The sequence below is a fragment of the Rhizobium sp. AB2/73 genome (genome assembly GCF_020871915.1).
GTDB classification, from domain to species: Bacteria; Pseudomonadota; Alphaproteobacteria; order Rhizobiales; family Rhizobiaceae; genus Rhizobium; species Rhizobium dioscoreae.
On sequence record NZ_CP067071.1, the window covers coordinates 2507949 to 2529140 of the forward strand.

19 protein-coding genes are annotated in these 21192 nt (G+C 60.3%); 2 read left to right on the forward strand and 17 right to left on the reverse strand.

Annotated elements, in window-relative coordinates:
* Positions 1–48 precede the first annotated feature (48 nt).
* The 7 genes from mnmA to I8E17_RS12465 all read right to left on the reverse strand — a co-directional run bounded on the left by mnmA (position 49) and on the right by I8E17_RS12465 (position 7302).
* Positions 49–1248 (reverse strand): tRNA 2-thiouridine(34) synthase MnmA, encoded by a 1200-nt coding sequence (mnmA, locus tag I8E17_RS12435; RefSeq protein ID WP_069611879.1) that lies wholly within the window; start codon positions 1246–1248, stop codon positions 49–51.
* Between the two features lie 271 nt (positions 1249–1519).
* Positions 1520–2173 (reverse strand): CDP-alcohol phosphatidyltransferase family protein, encoded by a 654-nt coding sequence (locus I8E17_RS12440; protein ID WP_069611810.1) that lies wholly within the window; start codon positions 2171–2173, stop codon positions 1520–1522.
* A gap of 6 nt (positions 2174–2179) precedes the next feature.
* Positions 2180–2581, reverse strand: a complete 402-nt coding sequence (locus I8E17_RS12445) for a hypothetical protein (RefSeq protein ID WP_069611811.1) — start codon at positions 2579–2581, stop codon at positions 2180–2182.
* The gene (locus tag I8E17_RS12450) at positions 2578–3528 is read right to left on the reverse strand and encodes a phosphatidate cytidylyltransferase (protein WP_069611812.1); all 951 of its coding nucleotides are present in this window, start codon (positions 3526–3528) and stop codon (positions 2578–2580) included. The genes I8E17_RS12445 and I8E17_RS12450 overlap by 4 nt, the downstream gene beginning before the upstream one ends.
* Before the next feature lie 2 nt (positions 3529–3530).
* The gene (locus I8E17_RS12455) at positions 3531–4178 is read right to left on the reverse strand and encodes a lysophospholipid acyltransferase family protein (protein ID WP_069611813.1); all 648 of its coding nucleotides are present in this window, start codon (positions 4176–4178) and stop codon (positions 3531–3533) included.
* Between the two features lie 209 nt (positions 4179–4387).
* Positions 4388–5983, reverse strand: coding sequence for a phosphoglycerate dehydrogenase (gene serA / locus I8E17_RS12460; protein ID WP_069611814.1), 1596 nt, complete (start codon positions 5981–5983; stop codon positions 4388–4390).
* A 140-nt stretch (positions 5984–6123) separates the two neighbouring features.
* Positions 6124–7302 carry a phosphoserine transaminase gene (locus I8E17_RS12465; protein WP_069611815.1) on the reverse strand — a complete coding sequence of 393 codons (1179 nt, stop codon included), beginning with the start codon at positions 7300–7302 and terminating at the stop codon, positions 6124–6126.
* Between the two features lie 267 nt (positions 7303–7569).
* On the opposite strand from I8E17_RS12465, the gene I8E17_RS12470 reads away from it, so the two are divergent.
* Positions 7570–8355, forward strand: coding sequence for a glycosyltransferase family 25 protein (locus I8E17_RS12470; RefSeq protein ID WP_229002024.1), 786 nt, complete (start codon positions 7570–7572; stop codon positions 8353–8355).
* Between the two features lie 10 nt (positions 8356–8365).
* Here I8E17_RS12470 and I8E17_RS12475 read toward each other — a convergent pair whose 3' ends face one another.
* Together I8E17_RS12475 and I8E17_RS12480 are read right to left on the reverse strand one after the other, a co-directional pair.
* On the reverse strand, positions 8366–9181 hold the full coding sequence (locus tag I8E17_RS12475) for an outer membrane protein (RefSeq protein ID WP_069611817.1): 816 nt from the start codon (positions 9179–9181) through the stop codon (positions 8366–8368).
* A 243-nt stretch (positions 9182–9424) separates the two neighbouring features.
* A complete protein-coding gene (locus tag I8E17_RS12480) occupies positions 9425–10276 on the reverse strand; it encodes an outer membrane protein (RefSeq protein WP_069611818.1) in 852 nt (283 codons plus the stop codon).
* A gap of 400 nt (positions 10277–10676) precedes the next feature.
* Between I8E17_RS12480 and I8E17_RS12485 the strand changes: the two genes are divergently transcribed.
* Complete coding sequence (locus I8E17_RS12485; protein ID WP_229002025.1) at positions 10677–11159, forward strand: SH3 domain-containing protein; 483 nt, start codon at positions 10677–10679, stop codon at positions 11157–11159.
* Positions 11160–11246: 87 nt separating this feature from the next.
* Here I8E17_RS12485 and glmM read toward each other — a convergent pair whose 3' ends face one another.
* The 8 genes from glmM to I8E17_RS12525 form a co-directional block, all read right to left on the reverse strand.
* Positions 11247–12599: a phosphoglucosamine mutase gene (glmM, locus tag I8E17_RS12490; RefSeq protein ID WP_069611820.1), complete on the reverse strand. Its 1353-nt coding sequence runs from the start codon at positions 12597–12599 to the stop codon at positions 11247–11249.
* A gap of 372 nt (positions 12600–12971) precedes the next feature.
* Positions 12972–14915: an ATP-dependent zinc metalloprotease FtsH gene (ftsH, locus tag I8E17_RS12495; RefSeq protein WP_069611821.1), complete on the reverse strand. Its 1944-nt coding sequence runs from the start codon at positions 14913–14915 to the stop codon at positions 12972–12974.
* A gap of 116 nt (positions 14916–15031) precedes the next feature.
* A complete protein-coding gene (gene tilS, locus I8E17_RS12500) occupies positions 15032–16357 on the reverse strand; it encodes a tRNA lysidine(34) synthetase TilS (protein ID WP_083258138.1) in 1326 nt (441 codons plus the stop codon).
* A 5-nt stretch (positions 16358–16362) separates the two neighbouring features.
* Positions 16363–17370: a tol-pal system protein YbgF gene (gene ybgF / locus I8E17_RS12505; protein ID WP_069611822.1), complete on the reverse strand. Its 1008-nt coding sequence runs from the start codon at positions 17368–17370 to the stop codon at positions 16363–16365.
* Between the two features lie 161 nt (positions 17371–17531).
* Positions 17532–18065, reverse strand: a complete 534-nt coding sequence (pal, locus tag I8E17_RS12510) for a peptidoglycan-associated lipoprotein Pal (RefSeq protein WP_069611823.1) — start codon at positions 18063–18065, stop codon at positions 17532–17534.
* 153 nt (positions 18066–18218) lie between these two features.
* A complete protein-coding gene (tolB, locus tag I8E17_RS12515; RefSeq protein ID WP_113366655.1) occupies positions 18219–19523 on the reverse strand; it encodes a Tol-Pal system beta propeller repeat protein TolB in 1305 nt (434 codons plus the stop codon).
* A gap of 28 nt (positions 19524–19551) precedes the next feature.
* Positions 19552–19881: a hypothetical protein gene (locus tag I8E17_RS12520; protein ID WP_083258139.1), complete on the reverse strand. Its 330-nt coding sequence runs from the start codon at positions 19879–19881 to the stop codon at positions 19552–19554.
* Positions 19882–19967: 86 nt separating this feature from the next.
* A complete protein-coding gene (locus I8E17_RS12525; RefSeq protein WP_069611826.1) occupies positions 19968–21191 on the reverse strand; it encodes a hypothetical protein in 1224 nt (407 codons plus the stop codon).
* Between the last annotated feature and the right edge of the window lies 1 nt (position 21192).

A 21192-nucleotide genomic window follows, 5' to 3' on the forward strand; every position in this document is an offset into this window, starting at 1 on the left:
ATGATTTGGAAAAATCAGTGGTTTCTCCAAACCGACCTTATCTATCGTTCAAGCTGCGACCGGGCTTGCCAGCAGAGCCTTCAAGGAAGCTTCCGCCATCGGCTCGCGCTCGGAGCGTTCGATGAAGCCGCCGCCATAGACGCGGGCGTCATCGCCGGGTGCCGAATAGAGCGCGCAGGCTTGGCCCGGAGCGACGCCAGCCTCGCCGACCGTAAGGTCGACATAGATGCCGCTGGCATCGGCATGCAGCACTGCTGGTGACGGCGCACGGGTGGAGCGAACCTTGGCGAAGCAGGCAAAGCCCTCGCCGGAAGCGGCCTCGATCAACGGCTCGTCGCCCAGCCAGTTGACATCCCGCAGATAGACACGATGCGTTTCCAGCGCCTCCTTCGGGCCGACGATGACGCGGCGCGAGCGGGCGTCGAGATAGACGACGTAAAGCGGCTCGCCCGTGGCGACACCGATGCCGCGGCGCTGGCCGATCGTATAATGCAGGATGCCTTCGTGCTGGCCGAGCACGCGGCCGTCGAGATGGACGATCTCGCCGGCAAGCGCCGCATTCGGCTTCAGCTTGGCAATGACATCGGAATATTTGCCCTGCGGCACGAAACAGATGTCCTGGCTGTCGGCCTTCTTGGCGACGACGAGGCCCATTTCCTCGGCAAGCGCGCGGGTCTCGGCCTTCGGCATGCCGCCGAGGGGAAAGCGCAGATAGTCGATCTGTTCCTGCGTCGTGGCGAAGAGGAAGTAGCTCTGATCGCGATCGGCATCGGCCGGACGATAGAGAGCGCGGCGATGCGGGTGCTCTGCGGACGGGTTCGGGCGCGAGCGGATATAATGCCCTGTTGCCAGCGCATCGGCGCCGAGTTCCTTGGCGGTCGCCAGCAGATCGGCGAACTTGACGGTCTGGTTGCAGGCAACGCAAGGGATCGGCGTTTCGCCGGCGACATAGCTCTCGGCGAAAGGATTGATCACCGTCTCGCGGAAGCGCTTCTCATAATCGAGTACGTAATGCGGGATGCCGAGCGTTTCGCAGACGCGGCGCGCATCGTCGATATCCTGACCGGCGCAACAGGAGCCGGCGCGATGTACGGCGGCGCCATGGTCATAGAGCTGCAGCGTGATGCCGAGCGCATCATAACCCTGCCGCTTCAAAATACCGGCGACGACCGAGCTGTCGACACCGCCCGACATGGCGACGACGACGCGGGTATCTTCCGGCCTCTTGTCAAAATCCAGTGTATTCACGGTCGTTGCCGCCAGTCTTGAACGATCTTCGATGCTGCCGAGCGGGATGACCTTCCTTCGAAACGTCGTCACGCTCTCACGATTTCATTTCGCACGATCTGATCCAAAAACCGCTGCACACTTTTCGGGATCATGCTTCCTGCCGCCGGATGCCATGCAAAAGCGGCGAATTTTCATGCGGGCAATGGGCTGCACCATTCGCAACCTGCCTAATTCTGGAGGGATATAGAAAGGATCGCTATCCGGCGCAAGGGGGCGGCAAAAGTGCGGATCAACCCTTTGCCTTCAAATGCCGGATCAGATTGCGGCTGCGCCTCCACACCGTGACCGCCGAACCGATGGCAATGATCCAAAGCGTGATCGTCAAAATCCAGCCGCCGCCGCTCCATAGCGCCTCGATGATCGAGAGCAAAGCCGCAGCCGTGGCGACCGCCATGCGATGCTGCTTGGCCATCGGACCGCCGAAATCGCTGGGGTTGCCGGTGGCGCGGCCAAGCTCGCGCACATAGGCGGTCAACACAGCAAAGGCAGCCGCCGCCCAGCCGAGGCCCGGCGCTCCGATGGCATAACCGATACCGGCGAAGATGAGGATATCGGCGATCCGATCCGGAAATTCGTTCCAGAACGGTCCGTCGGCCTCCCCCTTTCCGCCTTCGACTGCCACCATGCCGTCAAGCAGATTGCAGAGCAAACGCAGCTGGCAGAACAAGGCGGCTAGGATCAGCAGAACCACTCGCATACCGAGACTATCGGCGGCGCCGGAGAGCCAGAACGAAGCCCCTGCCAGCGCGGCCATGAGCATGCTCGCCTGTGAGATCCGGTTCGGCGTTACCGAAAGCGCGGTCATGCGCCGCGCCAGCGCGTGAGCCCACCGCGTATTTCGGCTCGCCAGCGGCCGCCTGTCGCCTATCCCCTCGCCTGTCATAGCCGTTCACCCTTCATGGCTTCGATGCCTTCCGCCCGATATCGAATAATTGTAGATCGCCGCATAACTGGACGAGACCAGTAGCGGCACGGCAATGGTCTTCAGGATCTCCGGCGTGCCGCTCAGCGCATGGATGACGATCAGGATAGTCGCAGAACCCAAACAAGCGATCAGTGGCGGCGCCCAAAGGCGCACAAGGCCGCTAAATCGCCGCGACAAAGTCTCGACCGCGGATTTAAGGAACAGTGTCAGGCAGCCGGAAAGCACGCCCTGCACGACGCCCGCAATCAAGGGTCGCGGCATCGGATGCATACGATTGGCGAAGACGGCCCAGCCGCCCATGGCAAGGAAGGCGAAAAGCACGTGCACGATGCTGCTGCCGGCAAGTGCTTTCAGCTTCCCGCTCATGACAGCGACCACCAGAAGCGCACGAGATGGAAGAAGATCGGCGCGGAAAAGACGACCGAGTCCAGCCGGTCGATCAGCCCGCCATGCCCTTCGATGAGATGGCCCCAATCCTTGACACCGCGATCTCGTTTGATTGCCGACATAACAAGCCCGCCGAAGAAGCCCATGATGGTGATGATGAAGGCGAGAAGCCCGGCCTGCAGCGGCGTAAATGGCGTCACCCACCAGAGCGCCGCCCCGATCAATGAGGCGCTGATGACGCCGCCGACAAAACCCTCGACCGTCTTCGATGGCGACAGACGCGGCGCGATCTTGGTTTTTCCGAAGAGCTTGCCCCAGACATATTGCAGGACGTCGCTGAGCTGCACGACGATCACCAGGAAGGCGATCAGCAGCACGTTGCGGCCTTCATATCCCGGAATATGCAGCGTCAGCAACGCCGGCACATGCGAAGCGCAGAAGACGCAGATCATCAGCGCCCATTGCACCTCGGCGATGCGCACGAGAAACCGCTCGGTATCGCCGCGCAGCACGGCGATGATCGGCATGAAGAGGAAGGCGTAGACGGGAATGAAGATCGAATAGATGCCGTATTGCTCGGCCCAGAGCAGGTAATATTGCACCGGCAGGGCGACGAAGAAGGCGGCGGCAAGAGCCCAATGGTCCGCTCGCTTCGTGTTGATCAGCGTCACGAATTCACGCAGTGCCGCAAAGGAGCAGAAGGCAAACAGCAGGATGACGCCGGCACGCCCGGCAATGAAGGCGATGCCGATCAGCACCACCATCACCCACCAGGCCTTGATGCGCGCATTCAGGTTTTCGATGGCAGCATTCGATCCGTCGGGCGACAGGCGCTGCTGCAGCACATAGCCTATGATCGAGGCGACGATCAGAACGCCGAAAATGCCGAGAACGAGATGGATCAGATCGGCGCTTGCCGCATTCATGCTCAGTCTCCCGCCCGCTTGGGCGCCAGCGCCAAGAGAGCCGATTGCGCCCTCGCCAGGAAGTCCGCCTTCTCCTCGGCCGCGCCGATATGCAGCGCCTCACCAAAGGTCACGGTGCAGATCAGCGGAATGGGCACGAACTCGCCCTTGGGCATGACGCGATTGAGGTTATCGATCCAGACGGGCACGAGATCGATATCGGGGCGAGCCTGGGCAAGATGGAAAAGCCCGCTCTTGAACGGTTGCAGCGGCTGATCGGTCAGGTTGCGGGTGCCTTCCGGAAACAGGATCAGCGAGGAGCCTGCATCCAGCGCCTGCGTCATCTGCGTGACCGGATCCTCCTTGCGCGCTTCGCGATCGCGCTCGATCAGCACGGCGTTGAAGACATCCCGGCCGATGAAGCTGTTCAGCGGGGATTTCAGCCAATAATCCGCGCCAGCCACCGGGCGAGCGCGTCGGCGCAATCGTGGCGGCAGGACAGTCCAGATCAGGATGAAATCGCCATGGCTGGAGTGATTGGCGAAATAGACGCAGCGGCGGGTGTTCATGCCGCTCTCGGGCCAGATCGCCCGCACTGCGGTGATGGCGCGCGCAAAGAGCACGATCGCCACCGAGACCGGCTTTGCCAGCCACTCGATCGGCGTGCCCATCCCTTTTCCCGAAAAACCCTTCCGCAATGCCTCCATGACATAAGAGATAGGCGCGTTTCCTCGCCCCCGATAGTGTGCCGGCCAGGCTTATCCACAACCCTCACAACCATAAAGAAAGCCCGGCGCAACTTGTGTCGCGCCGGGCTTTCGGACTGGCTCTTGGGAGGAGCGAACTCTGTGGCTGCCGCCCTTCTTCCGGGCGGACAGGCTCAATCGACGTTGAACACCAGCGGCTTTGCCTGGCGGATCGCCTGATGTGCCGTCAGCTTGGCAAGAACGTCATCGCTGATCGGGCCGTCGACATAGAGAAGCGCGATGGCATCACCGCCCTGCTTGTCGCGTCCGAGCTGGAAGTTCGCGATGTTGACGCCGGCGGAGCCGAGCGTCGTGCCGATGAAGCCGATCATGCCGGGAACGTCGGTATTGGCGATATAGACCATGTGGTTGCCGACATCGGCGTCGAGATTGATGCCCTTGATCTGGATGAAGCGCGGCTTGCCGTCCGAGAAGACGGTACCGGCGACGGAACGCGTCATGCTGTCGGTGGTGACGGTCAGCTTGATATAGCCGTCATAAACACCGGTCTTGTCGCGCTTGACTTCGGCAAGCACGATTCCCTTTTCCTTGATCATGATCGGAGCCGAAACCATGTTCACATCGGCAACCTGATTGCGGATCAGGCCGGCGAGCAGCGCGCTCGTCAGAGCCTTGGTGTTCATGTTGGCGGTGACGCCGTCATAGAGGATCTCGATTTCCTTGATCGGATCGTCCGTGACCTGGCCGACGAAAGCGCCGAGAACATCGGCAAGCTTGATGAACGGCTTCAGGATGGGCGCTTCTTCAGCCGTGATCGAGGGCATGTTGATGGCGTTGGAGACGGCACCCTTCATCAGGTAATCCGACATCTGTTCCGCAACCTGCAGAGCAACATTTTCCTGGGCTTCAGTCGTGGAAGCACCGAGATGCGGCGTGCAGACGACATTCGGCAGGCCGAAGAGCGGGCTTTCCTTGGCCGGCTCGACTTCGAAAACGTCGAAAGCGGCACCGGCGACGTGGCCGGACTTGATCGCGGCGGCAAGGGCTGCCTCATCAACGAGACCGCCGCGGGCACAGTTGATGATGCGCACACCCTGTTTCATCTTGGCGATGGCCGAGGCGTCGATAATGTTGCGGGTCTTGTCGGTCAGCGGCACATGCAGCGTGATGAAGTCGGCGCCGGCGAAGAGCTCATCGAGCTCGACCTTGGTCACGCCCATTTCCTCGGCGCGCTCCTTCGACAGGAAGGGGTCGTAGGCCAGGACATGCATCTTCAGGCCGAGGGCGCGGGCAATCACGATGGAGCCGATATTGCCGGCGCCGATGATGCCGAGCGTCTTGCCGGTGATTTCGACGCCCATGAACTTCGACTTTTCCCACTTGCCGGCCTGTGTCGAGGCATCTGCGGCCGGAAGCTGCCGGGCAACGGCAAACATCAGCGCGATGGCGTGTTCCGCGGTCGTGATCGAATTGCCGAACGGCGTGTTCATGACGATGATACCGCGGCGCGAGGCGGCCGGGATATCGACATTGTCAACGCCGATACCGGCGCGGCCGACGACCTTCAGGTTCTTGGCCGCCGCGATGATCTTTTCCGTCACCTTGGTGGCGGAACGGATGGCAAGACCATCGTAATTGCCGATGATTTCGAAAAGCTTGTCCTTATCCTTGCCAAGCTGCGGCTGGAAATCGACTTCGACGCCGCGATCGCGGAAAATCTGGACTGCGGTTTCCGACAGTTCGTCGGATACGAGAACGCGAGGTGCCATGGAGGCCTCCCTGAAAAGTCAGCTAAGACGAGCAATCCCACGAAATGCGAAACGGCTTTCCGGTCGGAATTGCATGAAAATAATGAGAATTCGGAATGCTGGGCTCCGCCTCACCGGCGGAGCCATAAACGCTTCAAACCTCAGGCAGCAGCCTGGGAGAGCGTCGCCTTCTGCGTTTCGAAAGCCCAGGCGAGCCAGGGCATCAGCTTCTGCATGTCGGAAGCTTCGATCGTCGCACCGGCCCAGATGCGCAGGCCCGACGGCGCGTCGCGGTAATGACCGACGTCATAGGCGACGCCTTCCTTCTCAAGCAGCGCAACCAGGCCCTTGGCGAAATTCGCCTGACCATCGGCATCGAGAGCGACGACATCCTTGTCGACGATCTTCAAGCAGACGGAAGTGTTGGATGCTGTCTCGGCCTTGACGGCGAGATTGGCGATCCAGTCGTTGGCGGCAACGAAATCGTGGATGACCTTGGCGTTGGCATCGGCGCGGGCAATCAGCGCCTTCAGGCCGCCGAGATCCTTGGCCCAGAGCAGCGCGTCGATATAGTCTTCGACACAGAGCATCGAAGGCGTGTTGATCGTCTCACCGGTGAAGATGCCTTCGATCAGCTTGCCGCCGCCGGTCATGCGGAAAATCTTCGGCAGCGGCCAGGCCGGCTGATAGGTCGTCAGGCGCTCGACGGCGCGCGGCGACAGGATGATGACGCCATGGGCGCCCTCGCCGCCCAGAACCTTCTGCCAGGAGAAGGTGACGACATCGAGCTTGGCAAAATCGAGGTTCTGAGCGAAGGCGGCCGAGGTGGCGTCGCAGATCGTCAGGCCTTTGCGGTCGGCGGGGATGAAATCGCCGTTCGGAACACGAACACCGGAGGTGGTACCGTTCCAGGTGAAGACCACGTCGCGATCGAAATCGACAGCGGAAAGATCGGGCAGCTCGCCGTAACCGGCTTCGAGCTTGCGGACGTCCTTTAGCTTCAGCTGCTTGACGACGTCGGTCACCCAGCCGGCACCGAAGCTTTCCCAGGCGAGCATGTCGACGCCGCGTTCGCCGAGCAGCGACCAGAGCGCCATCTCGACGGCACCGGTGTCGGAAGCGGGAACGATGCCGATGCGGTAATCCGCCGGCACTTCCAAAATTTCGCGAGTGAGATCAATGGCCTGCTTCAGCTTTGCCTTGCCGACTTTCGCACGGTGCGAACGGCCAAGAGCCGCGTCGGAAAGAGCGTTAAGCGTCCAACCGGGACGCTTCGAGCATGGACCAGAAGAGAAATGGGTATTATTCGGACGGATGTCCGGCTTGGCGAGCTTAGTCATGATGCTATCCTCTCAGATAGAAAGCCCTTCGTTGGGGAAGGGTGTCCCGCCGCCGGATATATTGGAAGCCGCCCGCAAGCGCAATAGTAAAAATTACGGATGGCACTGCCTCACAAAGTCGTGCAGAAAGTGTGATGACATGCAAGTTACGCGCAATGGAAATAAGCCAAATTTGGCTCCATAAAAGCTGGATTCCGTGCAGACGCGCAATCATATAAGACGGTGCGCGCGCCAATTTTGCGCCGATAGAAATAACAAGTGTGCCCTATGTCCCTAACTGCACTCGCCGAAAACCCTTTGATGCCCGTACAGGCCATGCCGGTCTATTTGATCAATATCGATCGCGCGGCAGAGCGGCTGGCCGAGATCCAGCGGCAAAGCGAGGAATTCGGCTTCCGATTCGAACGCATCGATGGCATCGATGGCGCGCTCGTCCCGCGCGACCAATGGATCGATGTCGACCATGTCCGTTTCCAGCGCCGACATGGCCGGACCATTCTGCCCGGCGAATACGGCTGCTACCGCAGTCACTTGACGGCTCTGCGCCAGTTTCTGGCAAATGGCGGCGAAATAGCCATCATCATCGAAGACGATGTCGCCTTGGATGCCGAGTTTCTGGCGCGTGCCGCGGCAGCCAGGGAAGCCGCGCCAGCCGCCGATCTCATCAAGCTTGTCAATCACCGTTGGAATGGCTTTCGCGCCATGGCGCGCAGCCTCAAGGGAGATATCGTCGGGCGTTGCCTGTTCGGTCCACAGGGTTCCACCGCCTGCTATCTCGTCACGCGCCGCGGCGCCGAGAAGATCGTGAAATCGCTCTCCGTGATGTCGCTGCCCTGGGATGTGGCCGTCGAGCGCGGCTGGGACATGCATATATCCATCGTCAGCACGCGCGCGAATATTGCCGGTTTCAGCCGGCTGCAGAGAACGACCATGATCGGCTGGCGCCGCGATTATCGAGCAGCCAAATCTTCTGCCCTGCGGCGTTTTCCAGCGCACATTTTTCGAACCTTGGATTTCTTTCGCCGCATCGCCTATGTGCTGACGACGCCATAGGCGATGAGCCTTACCAGGTGGTGATCCGCAGGCCGACACGAATTTCGTGACGCGACAATGCCCCGTCGCGGCCTGTGGTGGCGCTGGCCGCAGAATCGCCAAACATGTCGCCGCCGGCGATATGGGAGAAGCGATAGCCGAGATCGACCTTGACGTTCGGCGCGACTTCATAGGCGACACCCGCCATCAAGGCATAGGTCATGCGCCAGTCACTTTCGCCAGGATATCGAGCACTGACCGACGCAGCACCGCCGCAACCCGATGCCCCATCAAGACAGGAGCCGGTGACATTGACGCTGTTCCAGGAAACCCGCGTGGCGCCAAGACCGGCGCCGACATAGGGCGTGAAACCCGCGAGCGTCCCGAGATCGACATAGCCGTTGACCATGAGGCTGCCAGCCCTGAAGGAGGAACGGGCCTTCGTGGAGCATCCCGTGCCGCCGGCCCCGCCGGAACAAGGCGAATCGCTCGAAATGCGGCCATTGAAGTCGCCGCTGAAGAAATCGCCTGACACGTCGGCGCGAAACAGATCGTTGAATTGGTAGCCGATACCGAGGCCGCCGGAGAAATCCCCACCGAAACGGGTGGAATCAAAGCTGCTCGAACTGTAATCGCCACCCGCAGGATCATAGGCACGAAGTCTCGTATCCGTGCGGCTGGCGTTGACTGCATAGCCTACATCGCCGCGCACATACCATCCCCTGGCATCCTTGACGCTGACCTCCGGCATCTTGAGTTCCGGTGGTGCCGCATCGGCCGCAAAGGCAATGCCCGCCGATGCGCCTGCCATCGCTGCGGCCAGCGCCAAAGCGTCAAAACGGATCATTACCCCTCGCCTTCCATCCTCGGGCCGACGCCCGTGCGTCGAATCGGCTGGCCTGTGCTTCCTCGCAATATCCTCAAAAGAGGATCCAATGCAGGAAGGCGGCCATTCTCATTTCATTAACCATAGGGAATTCATGGTTAATGAAGCTTTAAAACAGCGCGGAATTGCTTAACGGAATGGGAAAAAGAAAAAGCCGCCCGGAAGAAACCGGACGGCTTTTTAATAACGTGGATTGGATATTGCTTACTTGTAGACCGACGGCTGAACCGGGATATCGGCCGGCGGCATGTAGCTTGCGGTCTGGCAGCCGCCGAAGGTGTAGCGGGCACCGATGCGGGCTTCGTGCAGGTTCAGACCCTTGTCGTAGCCGGGGCCGCCATTCTCGTTGTAGCCGAACATGTCGCCGCCCTGAACGTGACGGTAGCGATAGCCAACATCCGCCTTGAGATTGCAGCTCAGGTCGATGGATGTACCGGCCATCAGCGCATAGGTGAAGCGCCAGCTGCCGCGGCCGTTATGCGTGACGGACCCGTCGCAGGAATCCGGGTTGGCGTCCGAGCACGACGTGTTCTTCAGATTGCTCCACTTGACATAGGTGCCGCCGAGACCGCCACCGACATAGGGGGTGAAGATGCCGTAAGTGCCGAGATCGACATAAGCGTTGGCAAGCAAGCTATAGGCCGTCAGCGAAGCGAGATCGCGAGAGGTCGCCGCGGTCGGAGTAAAGCCCGGGCCGCAGGCGCCGCAATCGCCCTTCGTGGAGCCCTTGAAGTCGGACTTGAAGAGATAGTCGAGCGTCAAATCCGTGCGCAGATAGTTGTTGATCTGGTAACCGACACCGCCGCCGAGCGTGACATTGCCGTCCAGCTTCGCACGATCGAAATCGACCAGGCTGGAATTGGAGCCCTGGAAGTAGTTGGCGCCGCGCAGGTTCGTGAAGGCATAGCCGACATCGCCGCGCAGATACCAGCCGCTGGATTGGGCGACGGTCACTTCCGGCGCCGGCTGAACCGGTTCCGGTGTATAGAGATCAGCAGAAAAGGCCGACGTGCCAACAAGCAAAGTGGCAAGTGCCCCTATCAGGGTTTTCATCATGGCTTTGGCTCCAAATTTCTTGCCCTTGGCACAGCAAATGCTTGCCAATTGAAAAGACATGACAGGCATGATGATGAAAAGGAGTTAAAACCTGATTAACTACGAATATTTACCCTGTTTATTCAGAAATTATACTTTATTTCACATATTAGAGAATATTGATTCTCTAAATAAAGAGAATGGGATACGACTACCCGCTTCCTCTATTTCCTCACAGGAACGCAGTGTCCGGGCACAAAGCGAGGTCCGGCCCCTCTAAACCAATTGGCAAGAAACGAACCATTACAGTGCTTCGGCCGGGAGATAACTCAGGAGGAAGTCGCTGACTTACCGTCGAACAATATGGGCCAGCCTGGGCCTTGCTCTTATCTTCTTGAGCTCCGTCACACTGGCAGGCGCGATGCCGGTTAACCCGGCAGCAGCCACGGCCACTGCTTGGAACAAGGGGCGCGAGACGGGCTTGCCGATCCCGCGCTACGTTTCGCTCCGAGCTCATAAGGCGCGCATGCGCGTCGGGCCTTCGACGATCTATGCCACGAAATGGATCTATATGAAGCCGGGTCTTCCCTTGGAAATCATCGATGAATACGGCCATTGGCGACAGGTCCGCGATGATACCGGAGTGACCGGCTGGATGCACAGCGCCCTGCTCTCCGGAACACGGACGGCCGTAGTCGCGCCCTGGCTGACGAAGAATGCCATGCTGCGCACCGATCCGAATCCCGCCGCCAAGGCAATCGCGGAGCTGCAGCCGCGCGTACTGGTCTCGCTGCAATCCTGCACCGGAACCTGGTGTCGTGTTTCGGTCAGGGAGCATTCCGCCAGAGGCTATGTCAGGCAGGACAAGCTTTGGGGCGCCTATCCCGGAGAAATGTTCCAGTAGGCCGACCATCATGCCGAGACTGAAAATATTATGGCCGCCTCGACGAGGCGGCCATAGTATTATTCCGGAATTACTTCTTTCGCTTGCTCAGGCGGCCGAACGCACATTCGAGATCACGTCGATCAGTCCGCCGACGATACGTTCGATCTGGCCGCGATCGTCGCCTTCCGCCATGACGCGGATCAGGGGCTCGGTGCCGGAAGGGCGGATCACCAGACGGCCGTTGCGGGAAAGCTCGCTTTCCGCATCGGCAATTGCCTGGCGCACCTGAATGTCCTCCAGTGGCTTGCCGCCGGAAATGCGGACATTGCGCAGCAGCTGCGGTACCGGTTCGAAACGGCGACAGACTTCACTGACCGGCTTGCCCGTGCGCTTCACCGCAGCCAGGATCTGGAGCGCAGCCACGAGGCCGTCGCCCGTCGTGCCATAGTCGGACAATACGATGTGTCCGGACTGCTCGCCGCCGACATTGTAATTGTGCTGACGCATATGCTCGACGACATAGCGGTCGCCGACGGCCGTGCGCGCAAGCGACATGCCGCGATCGTCCAGGAAGCGCTCGAGGCCGAGATTGGACATCACGGTTGCGACAATACCATTGCCGCGCAGCGTCTGGCTCTCGGCCCAGCTTTCGGCAATGACGGCCATCAACTGGTCGCCATCGATGATCGTGCCGTTTTCATCGACGATGATGACACGGTCGGCATCCCCATCCAGCGCGATACCAATATCGGCGCGGACTTCGTCCACTTTTTTCTGCAGGGCAACGGGGCTGGTGGAGCCGCAGTTCAGATTGATATTCGTGCCGTTCGGCTCATTACCGATGGTGACGACGTCGGCGCCGAGCTCCCACAGAGCGGCCGGAGCGACCTTGTAGGCGGCGCCATTAGCGCAATCGATGGCGATCCGCAGACCCTGCAGCGTCACATCGCGCGGCAGCGTGCGCTTGGCATGTTCGATATAGCGGTCATGCACGCCATCGATACGCTTGGCGCGACCGATATTCTCCGACTTGGCAAGATGCTCCGACATGTCCTTGTCGAGCATCTCCTCGATTCTCATTTCCAGATCGTCGGAGAGCTTGTAGCCATCCGGGCCGAAAAGCTTGATGCCGTTATCCTCGTAGGGATTGTGCGAGGCAGAGATCATCACGCCGATATCGGCGCGCAGCGAGCGCGTCAGCATGGCGACAGCGGGTGTCGGGATAGGGCCGAGAACGAAGGCATCGACACCGGCCGCGGTAAATCCAGCCACCATGGCGTTTTCCAGCATATAGCCGGAAAGGCGCGTGTCCTTGCCGATAACGACGCGATGGCGATGGCTGCCTCGATGGAAGATCGTGCCGGCAGCGATACCTACGCGCATGGCAAGATCCGGCGTCATCGGATAGATATTGGATTGACCGCGAATTCCGTCAGTTCCGAAATAACGACGTTTCATATGCACTCCTGTCGTTGCCGCGTCCTCATCGGGACTGCAGCGGCATCGATATCGCCGCCCCAAAGCAAGCGACACTGCAAACATCGATGCTTGTGGCTCATGCCACAGATTGTAAAATTCGGCACTTAAATTACCGAGAACGCCTATTACAACGCGTTACCATTAATAAGCACTAAAAAACCGTACCAGGTCGAGACCCACAATAGTCCAATTCACAGCCTACTGCCTCCGCATTACTTTGCCCCACCCGCCAGTTGCCACAAGGGCTGTTCAACATCAGAAGCGTTACGTCCTTCTGCTCTCTCCTAAACAAAAGGCCAGTCACCTGAAACAGGTGGCTGGCCTCTCAACGAGATTGAACGCCTCGCGCCTTTAGCGCGGCTGTGGTTCGAAACCGCCTTCGGGTTCATCGCCCTTGGCACCGAGTGAACCGTCCTTCTTGGCGCCGGTCTTCGGCACGGCCGAACCACGGCTCGGCGGCGTATCGTCACCGAGGTCGCGCGCCGGCTTTTCGCCGCGGATCAGCGCCTTGATTTCCTCGCCGGTCAAGGTCTCGTATTCGAGCAGGCCTTCCGCCAGTGCGACGAACTCGTCGTGCTTGGAGGTGAGGATATCCTTGGCCTGCTGATAGGCTTGGTCGATCAGACGGCGAACCTCGTTATCGATCTTCTGAGCCGTTGCTTCCGAAACGTTCTTGGATTGCGAAACGGAGTGGCCGAGGAAGACTTCCTGCTGGTTCTCGCCATAGGCGACCTGGCCGAGCTCGTCGGAGAAACCCCACTGCGTGACCATAGCACGGGCAAGCTTGGTCGCCTGCTCGATATCGGAGGATGCGCCGGAGGTGATGTTCTCCTTGCCGAAGGTCAGCTCCTCGGCAACGCGGCCGCCCATCATGATGCAGAGGCGCGACACCATCCACTTGTAGCTCATCGAGTAGCGGTCGCCCTCGGGGAGCTGCATGACCATGCCAAGCGCACGGCCGCGCGGAATGATCGTCGCCTTGTGCAGCGGATCTGCCACAGCGACATTGAGCGCCGTGATCGCATGGCCGGCTTCATGATAGGCGGTGAGCTTCTTTTCCGCCTCGGTCATGGCCGAAGAGCGGCGCTCGGCGCCCATCATGATCTTGTCCTTGGCGTCTTCGAATTCCTGCATCGTCACCAGTCGCTTGTTGCGGCGGGCGGCCATGAGGGCAGCTTCGTTGACGAGGTTCATCAGATCCGCACCGGAGAAGCCGGGCGTACCGCGGGCAAGCGTCTTGAGATCGACATTCGGAGCCAGCGGCACGTTGCGGGCGTGAACCTTGAGGATGCGCTCGCGGCCGACGATATCCGGGTTCGGCACCACAACCTGACGGTCGAAACGGCCCGGACGCAGCAGCGCGGGGTCGAGAACGTCGGGACGGTTGGTCGCGGCGATCAGGATGATGCCCTCATTGGCTTCAAAGCCGTCCATCTCGACCAACAGCTGGTTGAGCGTTTGTTCGCGTTCGTCGTTGCCACCGCCGAGACCGGCACCACGATGACGGCCGACGGCATCGATTTCGTCGATGAAGATGATGCAAGGCGCATTCTTCTTGGCCTGCTCGAACATGTCACGGACACGGCTTGCACCGACGCCGACGAACATCTCGACGAAATCGGAACCGGAAATGGTGAAGAACGGCACGTTGGCTTCGCCGGCGATGGCGCGCGCCAAAAGCGTCTTACCGGTACCGGGAGGCCCGACGAGCAGAACGCCGCGCGGAATACGACCGCCGAGGCGCTGGAACTTCTGCGGATCGCGCAGAAATTCGACGATTTCTTCCAAGTCCTGCTTGGCTTCGTCGACACCGGCGACGTCATCGAAGGTGACGCGGCCATGCGCCTCCGTCAGAAGCTTTGCCTTCGACTTGCCAAATCCCATGGCCCCGCGCGAGCCGCCCTGCATCTGCCGCATGAAGAATAGCCAGACGCCGAGGATCAGGAGCATCGGCAGCAGCGTGCCGAGATAACTCAGGAAGCTCGAGGAGCCATCCGATTCCGGACGGCCGACGATGTTGACATTCTTGCTTTGCAGGCGCTCAAGCAGGCTGTCATCCACGACCGGAGCATAGGTCTGGAAGGGCGTGCCGTTTTCGACATAGCTGCCGACAACGCGGTTGCCCGTGACGGTCACGTCACGAACACGACCGGAATCAACTTCCCGGAGGAACTGCGAATACGGTATTTCCCTGGAGCCTGTTTGTGCCGGCGCGTTCTGAAACATGCTGAACAGGGCAATCAACAGCAGAGCTATGATTGCCCACAGAGCGAAATTACGAAAATTAGGGTTCATCGAACTCCCCAGCACTGAAACTTCCGCCGCTTGAGCGACGGCATTACTTGATCCCTAACATAGGGTTGCGCCAAGCCCTTGCCAAGGCAAACCGCATCGCCGCATGTTTTTTCCGTCTATAGGACCGAAAGCGGCAGCCGCATATAGGCTTCGCGGCCAAAAGCCGCAGAAAGGCGATTGGCGAATGTGAGGTCAAATCGTGTCAAAAAGCGGTCGAAAGGCGCAAGATAGGGCACAACCGTCACCGCTGCCGCCTTTGCCTCCCCTTCCGTCGCCGCGAACGGCATCGCCGCCCGGGCGCGCAGCACCACGCCTTTCGGCACAGTCGCCGGAAAAATCACCATATTTTCCGTGCCTGCTGCGATGATCCGAACCGGGGCCTTGCCCGAATTGCTGATCTCGAAACGACCGTCCCAAATGCCTTTCGCGCCCGGCAACAGCGTCAGCGGCGCGATATTGCGGCTTTCCCGCATAAGATAGAGTCCGTCGCGCCTGAGGTCGAAGACCACGCCGCCGGCCGTACGTCGACCGGGGCTGGCACCGTTCACAAATTCGAGAACGCGCTCCATTTGCACATGTCCAGGCGCATACGCCTTGCCGCCGAAGACGGCGGCAAGATAGGAAAGCGCATAGGCGACAGCTGCCCGATCCGCCGAAAGTCCGGCTCGATCGATGATACAAAACGCCTGTGCGTGAATTGTGACCCAATCATCGAGCCATGCAGCCGCTCTCTTGGAAAGAGCTGCGCGATCGGCGCCGCCATCCACAGGCACACCTGCCATCGGCTCCGCTTGGAGATCTCTACGCGTACGCACACGCTCGTATTTTATATCCTCATTGCTTGGGTCGTCGAACCAGGATAGGCCATGCGTCTTGAGAAAAGCCCTGATATGCGCCCGCCGACAGGCGAGAAACGGCCTGACGATCCAGATGCGCCGATCGAACAAGACCGCATCGGCAATGCCTGTGCCATGACCGCCCTGCCCGCGGCGCGCGCTACGCATCGCCATCGTCTCGCGCTGATCATCATGCGTATGGGCGGTTACGATCACATTGGCCGAAACATCGGAGGCCAGGTCTGCGAGCAATCCGTAGCGCGCTTCGCGCGCAGCCGCCATGATGCCGGTCTCGGGCTTTTCCCCCTCCCAGCGGCGGACGAAATGCGAAATGCCGCGCGAAGCACAGAATGCCGCGACCTCGCGCGCCTCATCTGCTGCTGCGGCGCGCAGACCATGATCGATGGTCGCAGCGCTCAGAGTAATATCTTTGTGAGGATGAGATTTCAGCCGCTCGGCAAGGGCAATCAGAAGCCCGGTGGAATCACTGCCGCCGGAAACGGCGACCAGAACATGAGCAGGCTTCGAGAGAGAATGAAGAAAATCCGCCGCGGCGGCTTCGGGCATCAGGACTGTGGCACCGCCGGTCACAGCGTCAATGGGCATGGCAATCAGCAGGCAAGCCGCTTCTCTTCGCTGGCAACCTTGCCGGTCACAGCCTTGGAGGCCTTGGGATAACGCTTGGTCACTTCGCGAAGCGTGGCGCAGGCCGTATCCTTGTTGTCGAGCGCCGCAAGCGACATGCCGAGCTTCAGCAGCATTTCGGGCGCCTTTTCTGAGGTGCTATATTTCTGATGCGCATTCAGAAACGTTTTGGCGGCCTCGTTATACTTGCCTTGCGAATAAAGCGCTTCGCCGAGCCAGAAATTCGCATCCGCAGCCCGGGAGCTGCTCGGGTAGCTGTCGAGATACTGACGGAACTCCTGTTCGGCGACGCTATAGTCGCCGGACAGGACATGGCCGTAGGCAGCCTTGTATTGGTCGTTCTCGCTGCCGAGCGAAGCCGTCTGCGAGCCGGAGCCCGCGCTTGGCGGCGCGCCCGAACCATTGTTGGCCCCCGTCATCGAGGAACCGATCTGGTCGCCGCTCTGGTCGAACTGTATAGAGCCAAGCTGGCTCGGCGGCTTGCCACCGCCGGCGCCGCGCGGCGCGGCGCTGCCGTTCTGCGAATCGGTAATGACGCCGGCAATATCGTCCTGCTGGCCGCCGCTCTGGGCAGGCACATCGGCCTCGCTCTTCTTCATCGTCCCACCGGCAGCCGGCGCGGCACCGCCGCCGCGCTTTTCAAGCTGCTGGAAGCGGAATTCATTGTCTTCCTGCGCCTTGCGGATCGTCTCCTGCATCTGCAACAGCTGATAGCTCATTTCCTCGACACGGCCATTCAGCTGGCGCATCTGGTCCTCAAGCTGTTGCAGGCGAACTTCGGCATCGCTGTTTTGAACGTTGATGACCGGTGCCTGGCCGTATTGTGCTTGTCTTTGGGAATTGCCGGAAGCCGATTGCGCGGAAGCCTCGCGGCCCCCGAGATGGATTCCGAACAACGACAAGGCAGAAGCATCGCGTTCGCTACCCACGACGGCAGCGAGACAAAGCATGCTCGCCACGACAAGTTTTTTCATATGGATCTTCCTGTCCTATTGATTCTTCGGGCCGGAGGGCTCGAACAGGAGATTTTTACAATTGCTCTCAAAAAGCAACGGAGTTCGGCCAAAGTGTGGTCAAAAAAGTAAAGGCGACCAGGAGGCCGCCTTTTGCATTTCGATCGGTCTTTCTTCGTCTATCAGGAGCCGGCGCCGTTGAGCACGGTGACAGCGCGGCGGTTCTGCGACCAGCAGGATTCGTTGTCGCAGGTAGCGACCGGACGCTCCTTGCCGTAGGAGATCGTCTTCATGCGGTTCGCGGGAACACCGCGCGAAGCGAGGTAGTTTTTCGCCGCTGCTGCGCGACGTGCGCCAAGAGCAAGGTTGTACTCGCGCGTGCCGGTCTCGTCGGCATGACCTTCGACCGTGATGGAGTAGTTCGGATAACGGGCGAGCCACTGGGCCTGACGATCAAGTGTCTGGGCAGCTTCGGAGCTGATGGAGGAGCTATCGACAACGAAGAAAACGCGGTCGCCGACATTGACCGTGAAGTCCTGCGGCGAGCCCGGAGTAGCATTGCCGGCACCGTTCAGGCCAAGACCGTTGGCATCGTTCGGCAGACCCTTCTTGGAAGCGCAGCCAGCCAAAGAAAGGCCGACGAAAAGCGCGATCATGATCGGGTTGCGTGCGAGGTTTTGCATGTGGCCAACGGCCTGGGTTGCGGTACGGCTCATGGCCGGTCTCTCCTATAAGTCTCTATCAGGGTTGCCAGACTGTAACCGGGTTCGGTTAATCCGATTCCAACAAGTATGGTTAATGATGTCCTAAAATTGTCGCCAAACGGTCCAGTCACAGGACTTTGCGGCGATAAAGTGGCGAGCCCTTTATTACTCGAGAAGCGGCGACCATGCCGGATCCGAAGCGAAGCCCGGCGTCGGGATCTTCTGTTCGTTATAACCGGTCAGGTCAATCGAATAAATTTGCGGCCCGCTTGCGCCGGACGGCGCGCGGAAGAACATGATGACGCGGCCGTTCGGCGCCCAGGTCGGCCCCTCGCTGTAAGAGCCGGAGGTCAGGATTCTCTCGCCGGAACCGTCCGGCTTCATGACACCGATGGAAAAATTGCCGCCGGCACGCTTGGTGAAGGCGATGAGATCGCCGCGCGGAGACCAGACCGGCGTGGAATAAGAGCCATTGCCGAACGAGATGCGACGCTGGTTTGAACCGTCGGCATTCATGACATAGATCTGCGGCTGGCCGCCGCGGTCGCTTTCGAAGGCGACCTGCGTGCCGTCGGGCGAATAGGACGGCGAGGTATCGATCGCGGCCGTCGACGTCAGGCGTGTCGTGGTGCGCGAGCGCAGGTCCATCGTATAGATATTGGCATTGCCTTCCTGCTGAAGGCTCATGATCACACGCTGCCCGTCCGGCGAGAAGCGCGGCGAGAAGGTCATGCCCGGGAAGTTGCCGACCAGTTCGCGCTGGCCCGTCTGCAGCTGCAGCAGATAGACGCGCGGCTGCTGGTTGGCGAAGGACATATAGGTCACTTCCTGGCGATTGGGCGAGAAGCGCGGCGTCAGCACGAGGTCGCTACCGTCGGTCAGCATGCGCACATTGGCGCCGTCCTGATCCATGATGCCGAGCTGCGTCTTGCGGGCCGTCTTCGGGCCGCTTTCGGCGACGAAAACGACGCGGGTATCGAAATAACCCTTTTCGCCGGTGATCTTCTGATAGATCGCATCGGCGATGATATGCGCGACACGGCGCCAGTTATCCGGCTGGGCGAAGAACTGCTGGCCGATCATCTGGCTGTTGCCGAACGTGTCCCAGAGGCGGAATTCGGCGCGAAGGCGGCCGCCTTCCTGCGTGACGCGGCCGGTCACGAGAGCCTGCGCGTTGATCGAAGTCCAGTCCTGGAAGCGCGGGGCCGAATCCGGATTGGTGATCTTCTCGATGAAGGCCTGCTTGTTGATCGGAGCGAACAGTCCGGAGCGCTGCAGGTCGGCGGCGATCACGCTCGAGATCTGCGGGCCGAGCGTATCGTTCGACAGAAGGTCTGTGATAGCGATCGGCATGGGCTGGACGTTGCCCTTGTTGATGTTGAGCTCGACCACGGCATAGGCCGGAGTGGATGCCACAGCCATCAGGCCTGCTAGCACCAGCAGGAGACGAACGAGGGAGTTTCTGATCATATGTATCAAGCCTTTCAGCATTAATTCGTCAGAGAGCCGGTTCGAAGTTGAGGGTGACTTCTTTCCAGTCGTCATAGTGATCTGTTGGCAGATTCTTGAACGGGACAGCCCGGAGCACGGCTCGCATCGCGCTTGCCGCGATGGCTTGCTGTGTCGCCTTGGGACCGCCGGTTACGGTAACCTTTGGCTCGCCCACGATTTCTCCGCTTCGGCTGAGCTTGAGATGCATATGGACGCGGACATGCTTCGCTCCCTCCAGGCCGGGAGCGACGTTCCAGTTTCTCGCGACGGCGTAGCGGATACTGTCCCTGGTCGAATTTTCATGCGGCTGCGTAGGGCTTGCAGCCTGCACTGACATGGAACTAGCCAACATCATCCCCGAAGCCGCAAGCAAGCTCATGCCGAGACGGGGACATTGGTTCGTCAAAAGCCGCGCTCCCCGCATCACATCCCCAGATCCGCTGCGCTGAAGTTGACGACGACTTCCTGCCAGTCTTCATATTTGTCCGCCGGAAGAATCGTCATGAACTCCGATTGCGCGCGAAGAACCGCGCGTACAGCGGCAGATTGCATGGCACCTTGTGTCGAAGCCGGTCCGCCGTTCGTCGTGGCTTCCGGCTGACCGACGATCTGTCCGGATTTGTCGAGCTTGAAGTGCACCTTGATTCGCACGTCGCCAGCGCCTTCAAGGCCGGGTGGGAGGTTCCAGTATTTCTGGATCAGATCGCGCAAACCGTCCTGCTGGCTCTGGCTGAGCTTTCCGGCGCCAAGCGACTTCTTGCCGCCAAGCGAAGCGACCTGGGTATCGGCGCCTGCGGAAGCCTGCTGCGATGAGCGCTTCGCGCCGCCTTTCGACGAGGTGTTGTTGAGAAGATCGTTGATTTGATCGGCGAGACCATCGTCAAGGCCCTTGCTGGAGGCCTTTGGAGTCTGGCGCTTCTTGTCGGCGTCCTTCTTGCCGTCGTCTGCCGAGGTGGTCTTGCTTGTGCTCTGCGTCGTCGTCTTGTCCGTCGGCTTGGCGTCGGCGACCTTCACGTCCGGCTTCGGCGTCGGCTTTACTTCCGGCTTCGGCTCGGCAGCCTTCGGCGGCGTCGGCTGCGGCTTCACATCCGGCACGGGGACGTTGTTCGGCAGCTGAATTTCGGCTTGTTCCGTCGGCTGCGGCGTCGGCGGGGTCGGCGTTGCGTCGGCCTTCGGGGCCGGCGGCGTGGGATCGGGCTTCGGCGTCGGCACTACATCCGGCTTCTGCTGCGGAATGGCGGCCACTTCCTTGGGCGCGGCTTCGGTATCCTTCTGTTCGATCGTCTTGACGTCGTTCGGCTTCGGATCGTCCTGCGGAACGGGCGCATCCACCTTCTTCGGCGCCAGGGCCGCAGTCTCGCTCTCCGGCCTTTGCGTCGGCACGACCGGGTTCTTGATGTCGACTTTGTTCTCGCCGGTATTCTGGGCGTTGGCGACCTGATCCTGCTTGGTCGTCGGCTTGCGTGCGGCGTGATCCGTCACCGGCGCCTTCTTTTCGCCCTGCTGCAGCTGATCCGCCGTCACGATATCGACATCCATCGCCGTGCTTTCCGGCGTCTCAAGCGGCGCCGGCGCACTCAGCGTCACCATGGCGCCGATCAGCACCAGGATGTGAATGACAGCAGAGGTAGCAAGACTGCGCTTCATG

What these genes read in the sequence shown, in the direction of transcription:
- I8E17_RS12475 (WP_069611817.1), bottom strand. Translation starts at nt 9,181, where the DNA reads ATGATCCGTTTTGACGCTTTGGCGCTGGCCGCAGCGATGGCAGGCGCA.
- I8E17_RS12485 (WP_229002025.1), top strand. Translation starts at nt 10,677, where the DNA reads ATGCCGGTTAACCCGGCAGCAGCCACGGCCACTGCTTGGAACAAGGGG.
- ybgF (WP_069611822.1), bottom strand. Translation starts at nt 17,370, where the DNA reads ATGAAAAAACTTGTCGTGGCGAGCATGCTTTGTCTCGCTGCCGTCGTG.
- tolB (WP_113366655.1), bottom strand. Translation starts at nt 19,523, where the DNA reads ATGATCAGAAACTCCCTCGTTCGTCTCCTGCTGGTGCTAGCAGGCCTG.
- serA (WP_069611814.1), bottom strand. Translation starts at nt 5,983, where the DNA reads ATGGCACCTCGCGTTCTCGTATCCGACGAACTGTCGGAAACCGCAGTC.
- glmM (WP_069611820.1), bottom strand. Translation starts at nt 12,599, where the DNA reads ATGAAACGTCGTTATTTCGGAACTGACGGAATTCGCGGTCAATCCAAT.
- I8E17_RS12480 (WP_069611818.1), bottom strand. Translation starts at nt 10,276, where the DNA reads ATGATGAAAACCCTGATAGGGGCACTTGCCACTTTGCTTGTTGGCACG.
- I8E17_RS12445 (WP_069611811.1), bottom strand. Translation starts at nt 2,581, where the DNA reads ATGAGCGGGAAGCTGAAAGCACTTGCCGGCAGCAGCATCGTGCACGTG.
- I8E17_RS12525 (WP_069611826.1), bottom strand. Translation starts at nt 21,191, where the DNA reads ATGAAGCGCAGTCTTGCTACCTCTGCTGTCATTCACATCCTGGTGCTG.
- I8E17_RS12470 (WP_229002024.1), top strand. Translation starts at nt 7,570, where the DNA reads ATGTCCCTAACTGCACTCGCCGAAAACCCTTTGATGCCCGTACAGGCC.
- I8E17_RS12465 (WP_069611815.1), bottom strand. Translation starts at nt 7,302, where the DNA reads ATGACTAAGCTCGCCAAGCCGGACATCCGTCCGAATAATACCCATTTC.
- I8E17_RS12450 (WP_069611812.1), bottom strand. Translation starts at nt 3,528, where the DNA reads ATGAATGCGGCAAGCGCCGATCTGATCCATCTCGTTCTCGGCATTTTC.
- tilS (WP_083258138.1), bottom strand. Translation starts at nt 16,357, where the DNA reads ATGCCCATTGACGCTGTGACCGGCGGTGCCACAGTCCTGATGCCCGAA.
- I8E17_RS12440 (WP_069611810.1), bottom strand. Translation starts at nt 2,173, where the DNA reads ATGACAGGCGAGGGGATAGGCGACAGGCGGCCGCTGGCGAGCCGAAAT.
- ftsH (WP_069611821.1), bottom strand. Translation starts at nt 14,915, where the DNA reads ATGAACCCTAATTTTCGTAATTTCGCTCTGTGGGCAATCATAGCTCTG.
- pal (WP_069611823.1), bottom strand. Translation starts at nt 18,065, where the DNA reads ATGAGCCGTACCGCAACCCAGGCCGTTGGCCACATGCAAAACCTCGCA.
- I8E17_RS12520 (WP_083258139.1), bottom strand. Translation starts at nt 19,881, where the DNA reads ATGTCAGTGCAGGCTGCAAGCCCTACGCAGCCGCATGAAAATTCGACC.
- I8E17_RS12455 (WP_069611813.1), bottom strand. Translation starts at nt 4,178, where the DNA reads ATGGGCACGCCGATCGAGTGGCTGGCAAAGCCGGTCTCGGTGGCGATC.